General features: G+C 60.5%; 12 protein-coding genes and 2 tRNA genes. 13 read left to right on the top strand and 1 reads right to left on the bottom strand.

Annotated features, from left to right (window positions below; translation table 11 throughout):
* Nucleotides 1–493: 493 nt before the first annotated feature.
* Nucleotides 494–569: transfer RNA gene (locus tag ABHR75_RS08910), tRNA-Val, on the bottom strand.
* 187 nt (nucleotides 570–756) lie between these two features.
* On the opposite strand from ABHR75_RS08910, the gene asnB reads away from it, so the two are divergent.
* The 13 genes from asnB (at nucleotide 757) to lysS (ending at nucleotide 12,744) form a co-directional block, all read left to right on the top strand.
* Nucleotides 757–2,637, top strand: a complete 1,881-nt coding sequence (gene asnB, locus ABHR75_RS08905; RefSeq protein WP_117745773.1) for an asparagine synthase (glutamine-hydrolyzing) — start codon at nucleotides 757–759, stop codon at nucleotides 2,635–2,637.
* A gap of 111 nt (nucleotides 2,638–2,748) precedes the next feature.
* A complete protein-coding gene (locus ABHR75_RS08900) occupies nucleotides 2,749–4,311 on the top strand; it encodes a Mur ligase family protein (protein WP_238057635.1) in 1,563 nt (520 codons plus the stop codon).
* Between the two features lie 107 nt (nucleotides 4,312–4,418).
* On the top strand, nucleotides 4,419–5,330 hold the full coding sequence (locus ABHR75_RS08895; protein ID WP_346964141.1) for an HAD family hydrolase: 912 nt from the start codon (nucleotides 4,419–4,421) through the stop codon (nucleotides 5,328–5,330).
* A 51-nt stretch (nucleotides 5,331–5,381) separates the two neighbouring features.
* Nucleotides 5,382–6,266: a glutamate racemase gene (murI, locus tag ABHR75_RS08890; RefSeq protein WP_138113159.1), complete on the top strand. Its 885-nt coding sequence runs from the start codon at nucleotides 5,382–5,384 to the stop codon at nucleotides 6,264–6,266.
* A 53-nt stretch (nucleotides 6,267–6,319) separates the two neighbouring features.
* Nucleotides 6,320–7,045: a ribonuclease PH gene (gene rph, locus ABHR75_RS08885; RefSeq protein WP_346964140.1), complete on the top strand. Its 726-nt coding sequence runs from the start codon at nucleotides 6,320–6,322 to the stop codon at nucleotides 7,043–7,045.
* 146 nt (nucleotides 7,046–7,191) lie between these two features.
* Nucleotides 7,192–7,833, top strand: coding sequence for an RdgB/HAM1 family non-canonical purine NTP pyrophosphatase (gene rdgB, locus ABHR75_RS08880; protein ID WP_195624930.1), 642 nt, complete (start codon nucleotides 7,192–7,194; stop codon nucleotides 7,831–7,833).
* Nucleotides 7,834–7,836: 3 nt separating this feature from the next.
* The gene (gene dtd, locus ABHR75_RS08875) at nucleotides 7,837–8,283 is read left to right on the top strand and encodes a D-aminoacyl-tRNA deacylase (RefSeq protein ID WP_195624929.1); all 447 of its coding nucleotides are present in this window, start codon (nucleotides 7,837–7,839) and stop codon (nucleotides 8,281–8,283) included.
* 130 nt (nucleotides 8,284–8,413) lie between these two features.
* On the top strand, nucleotides 8,414–8,710 hold the full coding sequence (locus tag ABHR75_RS08870; RefSeq protein WP_117799674.1) for a Veg family protein: 297 nt from the start codon (nucleotides 8,414–8,416) through the stop codon (nucleotides 8,708–8,710).
* A 2-nt stretch (nucleotides 8,711–8,712) separates the two neighbouring features.
* Nucleotides 8,713–9,609 carry a 4-(cytidine 5'-diphospho)-2-C-methyl-D-erythritol kinase gene (ispE, locus tag ABHR75_RS08865; RefSeq protein WP_233543014.1) on the top strand — a complete coding sequence of 299 codons (897 nt, stop codon included), beginning with the start codon at nucleotides 8,713–8,715 and terminating at the stop codon, nucleotides 9,607–9,609.
* 49 nt (nucleotides 9,610–9,658) lie between these two features.
* Nucleotides 9,659–9,735: transfer RNA gene (locus ABHR75_RS08860), tRNA-Pro, on the top strand.
* Nucleotides 9,736–9,847: 112 nt separating this feature from the next.
* Nucleotides 9,848–10,123, top strand: a complete 276-nt coding sequence (tatA, locus tag ABHR75_RS08855) for a twin-arginine translocase TatA/TatE family subunit (RefSeq protein WP_158554565.1) — start codon at nucleotides 9,848–9,850, stop codon at nucleotides 10,121–10,123.
* Between the two features lie 106 nt (nucleotides 10,124–10,229).
* On the top strand, nucleotides 10,230–10,700 hold the full coding sequence (gene greA, locus ABHR75_RS08850) for a transcription elongation factor GreA (RefSeq protein ID WP_006234960.1): 471 nt from the start codon (nucleotides 10,230–10,232) through the stop codon (nucleotides 10,698–10,700).
* Nucleotides 10,701–10,779: 79 nt separating this feature from the next.
* Complete coding sequence (lysS, locus tag ABHR75_RS08845) at nucleotides 10,780–12,744, top strand: lysine--tRNA ligase (RefSeq protein ID WP_346964139.1); 1,965 nt, start codon at nucleotides 10,780–10,782, stop codon at nucleotides 12,742–12,744.
* The last annotated feature ends 328 nt before the right edge of the window (nucleotides 12,745–13,072 follow it).

Genomic DNA, 13,072 nt, shown 5'->3' with positions numbered 1-13,072 from the left:
GTCTCAAGAAGGAGTAACATCGGGACTTGCAGCGACGGACCTCAGGACACTCTTACACCACGTCTGCGCGCGCGACCGTCGAAATGGCGATGAATACACGATTTTGATCTGACTGTTAGTCCTTATAATGGACATATGTTGCGTAACCTAAGCAAACACTATCTGTTTATATGTTGCAAGCAAAGTAGCAGTACTCATTTTTGCCATTATTTGGCCACGGCCTTTGTGACAGACGTGCTGGCGGGTTCGAATCCCATGCGCTGGGCCCAAAAAAGAAAGGCTCCCATTGCTGGGAGCCTATCAAATCAGTGGTGGGCGATGAGGGATGTCCGCGTGCGGCTCCGCCGCCCGCATCCGCTTCGTCGCTTCGCTCCTCGCGTGCTGCGCTGGAAAACGCTTCGCGTTTCCTCAGCTCCGCACCCTTGCGGGTTCGAATCCCATGAAATGGGCCCAAACAAAAACGGTCCCCTTTCGAGGACCGTTTCCAATTCAATGGTGGGCGATGAGGGATTCGAACCCCCAGCCTTGTGCGTGTAAAGCACCTGCGCTAACCGTTGCGCCAATCGCCCGTGCGGAGAGAGTATAGCAAAACAATCGCCTCATTCACCTCATATCCATTAAAGGTAACTCGCGCGTGTCACAGCGGAGCTGATTCAGTTGAGATTGCCTGAACATTCCGCCCCTCTTTACGCCCTCGGGTATACTCAAAAGCTACTGATTCGATTTGATGCCCAGCAACAGCAGAGGGGATAGTATATGTGCGGTTTTGTCGGTTTTGTCGGTGGGACGGATAACCAATCCGAGGTGCTCACCAAGATGATGGACCGCATCGTCCATCGCGGTCCCGACATGGGCGGTCAGTTTATCGACGGCCGCGTTGCCCTCGGCTTCCGCCGCCTGTCGATCCTCGACCTGACCGAGGCCGGCGCTCAGCCCATGGCCAATGAGGACGGCAGCGTCGTCATTGTCTTCAACGGCGAGATCTACAACTTCCAAGAACTCCGTTCCGAGCTCGAGGCCAAGGGCTACAAGTTCCACTGCGGCGCCGACACCGAGAGCCTCCTGCACGGCTACGAGGAGTGGGGCGAGGCCGTACTCGATCGTCTGCGCGGTATGTACGCCTTCGTCATCTGGGACAAAAAGAAGAACAAGCTTTTTGGCGCCCGCGACATCTTTGGCATCAAGCCGCTCTACTACTATCCCATGGCCGATGCGGGCGACGGCGCTCCGGGCGTGCTCTTTGGTTCCGAGATCAAGAGCTTCCTGGACTACCCGCACTTCCACAAGGCGGTCAACAAAAAGGCTCTGCGTCCGTACATGACGCTGCAGTATTCGGCGACTGAGGAGACCTTCTTCGAGGGTGTCTACAAGCTGCCGCCGGCGCACTACTTTACCGTCGATATCCCGACCGGCAAGATGAACATCGAGCGCTACTGGGATTGCGATTACTCTGCCGTCGAGAAGCCGTTCGAAGAGTATGTCGATGAGCTGGACGAGGTCGTGCACGAGAGTGTCGAGGCCCATCGCATCGCCGACGTCAAGGTCGCGTCGTTCCTCTCCGGTGGCGTCGACTCCAGCTACATCGCCGCTTGCCTCATGCCCGACAAGACCTTCTCGGTGGGCTTTGACTACAAGAACTTCAACGAGACCAACTACGCCAAGGAACTTTCCGATAAGCTCGGCGTCGAGAACGTTCGCAAGATGATTACCGCCGACGAGTTCTTCGGTGCGCTCGAGGACATCCAGTATCACATGGACGAGCCGCAGTCCAACCTGTCTTCCGTGCCGCTGTGGTTCTTGGCCGAGATGGCCCGCAAGGACGTTACCGTCGTGCTTTCGGGCGAAGGCGCCGACGAGCTCTTTGGCGGCTACGCCTACTACGAGGACACGGTCCCGGTGCGCAAGTACAAAAAGATGGTGCCGCTGCCCATCCGTCGCGCGCTCGGTAACCTGGCGCTGCATATGCCGTACTTCAAGGGACATAACTTCCTGGTCAAGGGTGCCGAGATCCCCGAGAAGTCGTTCCTGGGACAGGCTCTGGTATGGCCGGAGCGCGAGGTCGACGGCGTGCTCAAGCCCGAGTACAACACCGGCGATGGCGCCTTTGAGCTCGCTGCACCCATCTACGCACGCGTGAAGGGTCAGCCCGAACTGGTCAAGAAGCAGTACCTGGACATGAACATGTGGCTCCCGGGCGACATTCTGCTCAAGGCCGACAAGATGTGCATGGCGCACTCGCTGGAGCTGCGCGTGCCCTTCCTGGACCGCAAAGTCATGGAGTTCGCCGAGCACATTCCCGATCGCTACCGCATCAACGAGAACGGCAACAAGCAGGTACTCCGCCACGCTGCCAACAAGTCGCTGCCCGATGAGTGGGCCACCCGTCCCAAGGTGGGCTTCCCGGTGCCGATTGTCTACTGGCTGCGCGAGCAAAAGTGGTACGACTATGTCAAGGAGTACTTCACCGCGCCGTGGGCAAGCGAGTTCTTCAATACCGACGAGCTCATGCACCTGCTCGATCTGCACTTTGCGGGCAAGGGCGATTTCCAGCGCAAGATCTATACGCCGCTCGTGTTCCTAGTGTGGTACAAGCGCTTCTTTATCGACGAGGACCAGCCCGCTGTTCAGGCTGCCTAGCCTCGGCTTACGAACGCCTGCGCGTAACGGCTCCTCCGGGAGCCGTTTTTGCGTGGGTGCGTTTCAGTTACTATAAAACCGTCCCTGCCAAATGGCTGAGAAAGGTGAAAGATGCACCATTCGGATTCCGCGACCGTGACCACGGTCGATACGCTTGCCAAGCTGCTCGATGTGTGCGGCGAGCTGCGCGCATCAGAGCAGGTTGACGGGCGTGCCGTGACCGGCTGCTCGTTTGATTCGCGCGCGGTCTCGGCAGGTGACGTGTTCTTCTGCAAAGGTGCTGCCTTTAAGCCCGCGTTTTTGAGCATGGCGCTCGATGCGGGCGCCGTCGCATTTGTGTGCGAGGAGCCGCTGGTCGAGTCTCTGGAGCCGCTGGCGCAGGAGAGCGGTGCTGCGATGCTGGTTGTTGATAGCGTGCGCACGGCCATGGCCCTGCTGCCGCCGGAGGTCTACAACCGCCCCGACCACGACGTTAAGATCGTGGGGATCACCGGTACCAAGGGAAAGACCACGGCCGCTTTTATGCTCCAGTCCATCATCAAAGCAGCGGGCGAGTCCTGCGGCATGATCGGCTCGGTGAGTACCGACGATGGCATCGAGTGCTATGAGAGCACCAATACTACGCCCGAGGCCCCCGAGGTCTGGCGCCATATCGCCAACTGCCGCACGTCCGGTCGCCAGTCCATGGTCATGGAGGTCTCGAGCCAGGCGCTCAAGTACCAACGCGTCGAGAATCTGCCGTTTGACGTGGCGTGCTTCCTCAACATCGGCCGCGACCACATCTCGCCGATCGAACACCCCACGTTTGAGGATTATTTTGAGAGCAAGCTCAGGATTTTTGACCAGGCAAAGACCGCCGTGGTGAATCTGGGCACCGAAGAGGTCGACCGTGTGCTGGAGGCAGCGTCGACGGCCGAGCGCTTGGTGACCGTTGGCGTCGAGCATCCCGAGGCAAGCCTGTGGGCGAGCGACGTACGCATGGTCGGCTTTAGCATCGAGTTCAACTTGCATGGCCTGTGTGCCGACGAGTCCGAGGCGGGGGAGAAGGTCCTGCTGGGTATCGCGGGAGACTTTAACGTGGAAAACGCGCTGGTCGCTATCGCCGCTGCGCGCGAGATCGGCATCGGTATCGAGGCTATCAAGAAGGGCCTCTCCAAACTGCGTGTGCCGGGCCGTATGGAGGTCGTGGAGTCGAAGGACGGCCGCGTGATTTGTGTCGTCGACTACGCGCACAACCAGCTTTCGTTCCGTTCGCTTTTCTCGTCGGTCAAGCGCGCGTTTCCCGCTAGCCCCGTCATTGCGCTGTTTGGCGCTGCCGGCGGCAAGGCGCAGGAGCGCCGCGAGCAGCTTCCGCGCGAGGCCGCACCGTATTCCGACCTGATGATCTTTGCCAACGAGGATCCAGCTCACGAGGACCCGATGAAGGTCTGTCGCGAGCTTGCCGAGCATGTTCCCGACGATACGCCGAACAAGATCATCCTCGACCGCGAAGCCGCTGTGCATGCGGCGTTCAAGGCGGCGCGCGAGGAGTACGTCAACCCCGATGCTCCCACCATTGTCTTGCTGCTGGCAAAGGGTGACGAGGAGCTCATGCACGTGGGCGACGAGTTCGTGCCCATCGAGAGCGACCTTTCGCTGGCCAATCGCCTGATCGATGTTACCCAGTTTGACTAATGAACCATGATGGCGGCGGCGCCCTGAGTGCGCTGTCGCCATAAGCGTGTTCCCTCAATCAAAACATGCCGTCCAAGTCCAAACCCTTCTACGTAAACGGAGTAACCATGTCCCACAATACCCTGCCGACCGTCGCTGAGCTTTCGGGCGAGATGCGCGAGCGCTTGGCCAAGGTCAAGTACGTCTTTACCGACCTGGATGCCACGATGCTCGCACCCGGCTCGTGCGTGCTGCGCGACAACGACGGCAACCCCTCGACCAAACTCGTCGAGGCCGTCGTGGCGCTCGCTCGCGCTGGTATTCAGGTGGTTCCCACCTCGGGCCGCAACCGTACCATGATCCACGAGGACGCGCGCGTGCTCGGCCTCAACTCCTACATCGGCGAGATGGGCGGCCTGGTCATGTACGACCTCAAAGCCAACGATTGGGAGTATCTGACCGGCGACATGCCCTACGACCCCGCCTGCGGTCTCACGCCGCACCAGGTGATCGAGCAGACCGGCGTGTGCGAGAAGATCCTTGCCCGCTGGCCGCACAAGATCGAATACCACAACGACATGTCGACCGGCTACAAGTACCGTGAGGTCACCGTCGGCATGCGCGGCGATGTGCCCGACGATGAGGTCCAGGCCATCCTGGACGAGGCCGGCTGCGGTCTGGTCTGGGCTTGCAACGGCCATCTGACTCACCTGTCCAAGCCGACGACGCTCGAGCTTAATCGCGTCGAGGACGGCCGCGCCTTCAACATCAATCCGGCGGGTCTCAACAAAGGCGTTGCCATTGCGCGCTTCTGCGAGCACCTGGGGATCGAGCGCGAGGAGACGCTTGCGCTCGGCGACTCCGAGTCCGACTTCTACATGGCCGACCATGTTGGCATGTTCTGCCTGGTCGAGAACGGTCTGACGAGCGCCGGTGCCCCGGAGTTCTTGGACGCCTGCGACAATGCCTATGTAACGCGCGGCAAGATTGTCGACGGTTGGGCGGCAACGGCCGAGCTGTTGGTCGCGGCCCGTTCGTAGCGCGACGCATCACGCATGGTCGCATTTTTCGAGAGAGAATCTGGTGAGGTAATGTCCGATATCGATAATCTGGCCGGGGACACGCGTCCGATCGGCGTGTTCGACTCGGGCCTGGGCGGCTTAACGGTCGCGCGCGCGATCGCAACGGCGCTTCCGCACGAGTCCGTCTACTATTTCGGTGACACAAAGCGCTGCCCTTATGGCACCCGCACCGAGGACGAGGTTCGCTCGTTTGCGCTGCAGGCGGGCCGCTGGCTATCGAGGCACGACGTTAAGATCATGGTCATCGCCTGTAACACGGCGACCGCCGCGGCCTTGCGTCTGGCTCAGCAAGTGCTCGACGTTCCTGTGATCGGCGTGATCGCCCCGGGCGCACGCGCCGCCATCAACAGCACGCGTACGCGTCGCGTGGGCGTGCTCGCCACCAACCTCACCATTCGCTCGGGCGCCTACACGCGCGCCATCCAGGATTTGGATGCTGGTGTCGATGTGTATGGCTGCCCGGCTTCGAGCTTTGTCGAGGTCGTCGAGCACGAGCTCGCCTCGGGCGCGCATCTGCAGGAGCAGTGGCTCGAGAACGAGGATATTTTTGATACGCCAGCCGTTCGCGCGCTGGTCGGCACCACGGTCGAGCCGCTGCACGATCGTGGCATCGATACCGTGGTACTCGGCTGCACGCATTTCCCGCTGCTGGTGGGTCCCATCCGCCATGCGCTAGGACCCGGGGTGCGCGTGGTGAGCTCCGCCGAGGAGACCACCCGCGAGCTGACCGATATCCTCACGCGCCGTGAGCAGCTGGCGGGCGATGCCGCCGAGCCACAGCATCGCTTTGCCACCACGTCTGACAACATTGCCGAGTTTGCGGTGGCGGGTAGCTTTATCTTTGGCCAGCCGCTTAAAAGCATCGAGCATGTCGATATCGACGAACTCGGTTAGGCTCGCAATGTTGCCGGAGGCTTCGCCACATCTTTTGCCGAAAGGATAGTTCCATGGAATACATGCAGGTCAACCGCGCCAACGGCCGCGCCGTCAACGAGCTGCGCCCCGTTAAGCTCACCCGCGGCGTCATGAAGCACGCCCACGGCTCGTGCCTGGCTGAGTTCGGCGACACGCGCGTACTGTGCGCCGCCACCATCGAGGAGGGTGTGCCTGGTTGGCGCAAGGGCGCCAAGGCCGGCTGGGTAACGGCGGAATATGCGATGCTACCGGCCTCGACCGGTAAACGCTGCAAGCGCGAGCATGCCAACCGCAAGGGCCGCTCCATGGAGATCGAGCGGCTTATCGGCCGCAGCCTGCGTACCGTCGTCAATATGAAGGCGCTCGGCGAGTACACCGTTACCGTCGACTGCGATGTGATCCAGGCCGATGGCGGCACGCGTACGGCGAGCATTACCGGCGCCTGGGTGGCGCTGCACGACGCCCTTGCCATGTGGGTCGAGGCGGGCAAACTCGAGCGCATCCCGCTCACGGGCCAGGTTGCCGCCATTTCCATGGGCGTCGTCGACGGCAACACCCTGCTCGACTTGGATTATTCCGAGGACAGCCACGCCGAGGTCGACATGAACCTCGTCGCCACCGACACCGGTGAGATGATCGAACTCCAGGGTACCGGCGAGCAGGCGCCCTTCGACCGCAAGCGTCTCAACGCCCTGCTCGACCTGGGCGATAAGGGTATCGCCGAGCTCATCGAGCTTCAGCGCCAAGCCCTCGCCTAACCTGCCAAAAAGGGACAGGTTTATTTTGGCAGGTTTTATCTGGGAAAACGTCGAAGTATAAGACTGCCGTTGATTGAGACGGGAGAGAGGCCGAAGTCCTCGTCGTCCTCAACTCGGCATTGCTATAGAGACAAAGGAGGCCAGCTATGGCACTTGAGAAGATTGACATCGACACTCTCGACCCGGCGGCGACCATCGTCGTGGCAACCGGCAACGCCCATAAGCTCACCGAGATCGAGGCCATTTTGGGCAAGGTCATGCCCGAGGTGCGCTTTGTGGCGCTCGGTCAGCTGGGCGATTTTGAGGACCCCGAGGAAAACGGCACGACGTTTTTGGAGAACGCCATCATCAAGGCGCAGGCTGCCGTTGAGGAGACGGGCCTTATGGCCATCGCCGACGATTCTGGCTTGGTCGTCGACGCGCTGGACGGCGAGCCGGGCGTGTATAGCGCGCGCTATGCGGGCGTGCATGGCGACGATGCCGCCAACAACGCCAAGCTTCTCGTTAACCTGGAAGGCGTGGCAGACGAGGATCGTACCGCGCGCTTTATGAGCGTCGTCGCGCTTATCGATACGGACGGCCTGGTCACCTATGGCGAGGGCGCCTGCGAGGGCGTTATCGCGCACGAGGGCCGCGGCGATCACGGCTTTGGCTACGACCCGCTGTTCCTGCCGGTCGATACGCCGGGCAAGACCATGGCCGAGCTCACGACGGACGAGAAGAACGCCATCAGCCATCGTTTCCATGCGCTCGAGCATCTGTCCGCTAAGCTGACGGGCGAGGAGTAGGCCGTGCGTGCGGTGGTACAGCGCGTGCTCAACGCCGGCGTGACAGTCGACGGCGAGTGCGTGGGCCGTATTGGACGCGGCTACCTGGTGCTGCTGGGCGTGGGCCACGGCGACACACGCGCCGAAGCCGACAAGCTGTGGGGCAAGCTCCGCGGGCTGCGTATCAACGAGGATGAGAACGGCAAGACCAACTTGGCGCTGGCGGATGTCGACGGCGAGGTGCTCGTGGTGTCGCAGTTCACGCTGTTTGCCGACTGCCGCCACGGCCGCCGTCCGTCGTTTACGGACGCCGGCGCGCCCGATGTCGCTAACGAACTTTACGAGTACTTTCTGACACTCGTCGCTCAGGACGTTGAGCATGTGGCGCACGGTATCTTTGGCGCCGATATGAAGGTCGACCTGGTCAACGACGGTCCGTTCACCATCGTCCTCGACACCGATAGTCTGTAAGTAGTCAATTTGGGACCGGGCTTTTTTAGCTGCTTGCGTATGGCTGCAACAGGGTGCTATAGTATTAGAGTTTTGTCTATCTTAGGGGTATTATCCCCTTTTTGAATTGCACCCTCTGGAGGCCCTATTCATGGAAGAGATGGAAGTCAATCACGTCGACGACATCCACGAGAAGCTGACCGATATGGTGGGCGATCGCGTCAAGGTTAAGGCCAACATGGGCCGTACCCGCGTCATCGAGCGCATGGGCACCATCAAGAGCGTCCACCCCGCTGTCTTTATCGTTGAGGTTGACGAGCGTCGCGGCCGCAAATCGCGTCAGTCCTACCAGTACATCGATGTCCTTACCGGCCAGGTCGAACTGTTCGACCCCGAGAGCGGCGAACATATCTTTACCCCGCTCGGCAACCAGCTCGAGGAGCACTAACGGTGACCGATCGGTCCCTCATCCTTACCGCGCCGGCAAAGATTAACCTCTATCTGGGGGTTCATACCGAGCGCGACGCCCGCGGCTATCACAGGGTCGATTCCCTGATGGCAGCCGTCGGTCTAGCCGATACCGTGACGGTCACGCCGGCGCAGGCGTTGACCGTCCAGACGGTTCCGGCATCCGATTTTCCCATGCAAAAAAATACGGCCTATCGGGCGGCAATCGCTATGGCCGAGCGTTACGGTCGCGATGCCAACGTGTGCGTGACGATCGAAAAGCGTATCCCGCTGTGCGCCGGCCTGGGAGGCCCCTCGACGGATGCCGCTGCGGTCATCGTTGCCTTGGCCGAGCTGTGGGGTATCGACCGCGCCGACCCCGCGCTCGATGACATCGCTCGCGGTATCGGCGCCGACGTGCCGTTCTTTTTGCACACGAGTCCCGCATTCTACGTCGGCGGGGGAGATGTGCTGGCCACTGAGTATCCTGTGCTTCCGGCGACACCTGTCGTATTGGTCAAACCGCACGAGACGAGCGTTTCAACGGTTGAAGCGTATCGACGATTTGATGAGAGCCCGGTGCCCGCGGAAAAACCCGATGCGATTGCTTCTGTCTTACGCGCCGGCGATGCCGAGGCGGCATATGCGCTCGTTCATAACAATCTGGGCGTCATATCCGCGCAGATGGAGCCGCGGATCCAGGCAGTTCTCGACTGGCTGCGCGCACAGGAGGGAACCGTTGCCGTGGACGTGTGCGGTTCGGGTGCTTGCTCGTTTGCCATTTGCGATACCGTCGCTGCAGCAGCCCATCTTGCGGGAGCTGCCCAGCAAAATGGCTGGTGGGCCTGCGCGACTGAGCTTATTCCCAACACGGTTCAAATCGACGCGCCAAAGAAATAAAAATTTCTCTAGCACGCGACGAAAATCTTTGTTATTATAGTCGAGCTAACGGGTTGTGGCTCAGTTTGGTAGAGCACTGCGTTCGGGACGCAGGGGTCGCTGGTTCAAATCCAGTCAACCCGACCAGAGCATGAGAAGGGACCGCTTCTTGCGGTCCCTTTTTTTAGCTATTGTTGTGATACCGCGGCACCCGCGGTATACTCATTCGAGCTTGTCTCGCTGTATTGTGGAGGTCTACATGTTTGGACTGAGGGCTCCTGAGCTCATCATTATTCTCGTCGTTGTCTTGATCATCTTCGGGCCTAAGAACCTGCCGAAGCTCGGCAAGTCTCTCGGCTCTACCGTCAAGAATATCCGCGAGGGTATGGAGGGCGACGATAAGGGCGAAACCAAGCAGGCCGAGGACGTTGTGGTCGAGGAGTCCAAGGAGGACAAGGAGATCGCAGAGCTCGAGGCCAAGCTCGCTGCTGCCAAGAAAAAGCAGGCAGAGGACAGCGACGCGGACGCAGAGTAGTCCCATCCCTTTGGGGTGAGCACCTGACCGGCTTGCCCGCAGGCTAGCCGGTCTTTTTCGTTTTGTTGACAGTTGATCGTTACATCATAGTTGGGGAGATATCCGTATGGACGCAAGCCAGATCGTACTGACCGCTGAGGGCCGCCAGAAGCTCGTCGAGGAGCTTGCTTGGCGTGAGGGCGATTACGCCAAGGAGATCGTCGAGGACATCAAGGAAGCCCGCGCGTTCGGCGACCTTTCGGAGAACTCCGAGTACGATGCCGCCAAGGACAAGCAGGCCCAGAATGCTGCTCGCATTGCCGAGATTCAGGCCATCCTCGCCAACGCTCAGGTTGCTGCCACCACGGGCGATCTGACCGTCTCCATCGGTTCCACCGTTTCTCTGATCGATCCCAACGGTGAGGTCATGGAAGTCACGCTCGTCGGTACCACCGAGACCAACTCGCTCGAGCACAAGATCTCCAACGAGTCTCCGGTCGGCCACGCCATTATCGGTCACGGCGAGGGCGACTCCGTCGAGGTCGTTACGCCTTCGGGCAAGACCCGCGTCTACACCATCGCAAAGATCGCACGCTAGACCACGGTCCCGCGTAAAGGTATGTTTTCGCTCCCTGGGACCGAATCCTGGGGAGCGTTTTAGTTTGAGGAGCTAACTTATGGCAGAGAACCAGAACGTCGCCGATCAGGCCTCGACGCTCAACGACGAGCGCGCCACGCGTCTGGCAAAGCGCGCCGCCCTGTTCGAGGCGGGCCAGAACCCCTATCCCGAGCACTCCGAGATCGAGGACTATGTCGTCGACATTGAGGCCAAATATGCCGATCTTGCCGATGGCGAGGATACTGAGGACGTCGTGAAGATCGGCGGCCGCGTGGTCGCCAAGCGCGGTCAGGGCAAGATCATGTTTATCGTCGTGCGCGACGCTACCGCCGAGATTCAGCTGTTCTGCCGCATCAACGACATGGACGAGGCAGCTTGGAATACGCTCAAGGCTCTCGACCTTGGCGATATCCTGGGCGTGACCGGCGTGGTTGTTCGCACCAAGCGCGGCCAGCTCTCCGTTGCCCCCAAGAGCGCGACGCTGCTCTCCAAGGCCGTTCGCCCGCTGCCCGAGAAGTTCCACGGCCTCTCCGACAAGGAGACCCGCTATCGTCAGCGCTATGTCGACCTGATTACCAACGACGATGTTCGCGAGACCTTCCGCAAGCGCTCGCAGATTCTCTCCACCTTCCGCCGCTTTATGGAGTCCGACGGCTACATGGAGGTCGAGACCCCCATCCTGCAGACCATTCAGGGCGGCGCTACGGCCAAGCCGTTCATCACGCACTTCAACGCGCTCGATCAGGAGTGCTACCTGCGCATTGCTACCGAGCTGCACCTCAAGCGCTGCATCGTCGGTGGCTTTGAGCGCGTCTTCGAGATCGGCCGCATCTTCCGCAACGAGGGTATGGACCTCACCCACAACCCCGAGTTCACCACGATGGAGGCCTACCGTGCCTTCTCCGACCTCGAGGGCATGAAGGCGCTCGCCCAGGGTGTCATCAAGGCTGCCAACAAGGCCATCGGCAACCCCGAGGTCATTGAGTACCAGGGTCAGACCATCGATCTTTCCGGTGAGTGGGCAAGCCGTCCCATGACCGACATCGTCTCGAACGTGCTCGGCAAGCAGGTCACCATCGACACGCCGGTCGAGGAGCTTGCCGCCGCCGCACGCGAGAAGGGTCTGGAGATTAAGCCCGAGTGGACTGCTGGCAAGATCATCGCCGAGATTTACGATGAGCTGGGCGAGGACACCATCGTCAACCCGACCTTCGTATGCGATTACCCCATCGAGGTCAGCCCGCTTGCCAAGCGTTTTGAGGACGATCCGCGCCTGACGCACCGCTTTGAGCTGGTCATCGCCGGCCACGAGTACGCCAACGCATTCTCCGAGCTCAACGACCCGGTCGACCAGGCCGAGCGCTTTGCCGCCCAGATGGCCGAGAAGGCCGGCGGCGACGACGAGGCTATGGAGTACGACGAGGACTACGTACGCGCCCTCGAGTACGGTATGCCTCCCGCGGGCGGCATCGGCATCGGTATCGATCGCGTGGTCATGCTGCTCACCAACCAGGCTTCCATTCGCGACGTCCTGCTGTTCCCGCACATGAAGCCCGAGAAGGGTTTCCAGTCCGGTGCCGCCGCTGCCAAGGCTGCCGAGGCCGGCAACGCCGCAAGCCCGTTCGTTAAGTCGCTTAAGCCCACGCTCGATTACTCCAAGATCGCCGTTGAGCCGCTGTTCGAGGAGTTCGTCGACTTCGATACCTTCTCCAAGAGCGATTTCCGCGCTGTGAAGGTCAAGGCATGCGAGGCCGTCAAGAAGTCCAAGAAGCTGCTGAACTTTACGCTCGACGACGGTACCGGTACCGACCGCACCATCCTCTCCGGTATTCACGCTTATTACGAGCCCGAGGACCTGGTCGGCAAGACCTTGCTCGCCATCACCAACCTGCCTCCGCGCAAGATGATGGGTATTCCCAGCTGCGGTATGCTGATCAGCGCCATCCACGAGGAGGAGGGCGAGGAGCGCCTCAACCTGATCCAGCTCGACGCTTCCATCCCCGCCGGCGCAAAGATGTACTAACTAGTTACGCGGTTCTACGAACCGCGTAACGGCTCGACGCTGCGCGGGCCGCATTTGGACAATCTGACGTTCAACTTCAAGGGCGCGACCAAAAGGTCAGCGCCCTTTCGTTTCACGTCACCTTGTCACAAATGCGACCCGCTCGCTGACTTATGCTCAACCTGCGGCGCCATTTTTCTTGAAGGCACCTTGCTCGCTCTGGCGGGCTTTCGCTGTCCGTCCTCTATCTGCGGTGTTGCCCTGGTTGGCACTTAGGGACGTTCCTTTTAATATGAGCAGGACATTGTCAAGAGGCAAAATCGGGCCTGGCCCCAACGATATGGGGTCA

The sequence above is a fragment of the Collinsella aerofaciens genome (assembly GCF_039752955.1).
Classification (GTDB): Bacteria; Actinomycetota; Coriobacteriia; order Coriobacteriales; family Coriobacteriaceae; genus Collinsella; species Collinsella aerofaciens_BI.
The sequence above is the reverse complement of the archived record's forward strand: the minus strand, read 5'-3'. Positions and strand labels throughout refer to the sequence as shown.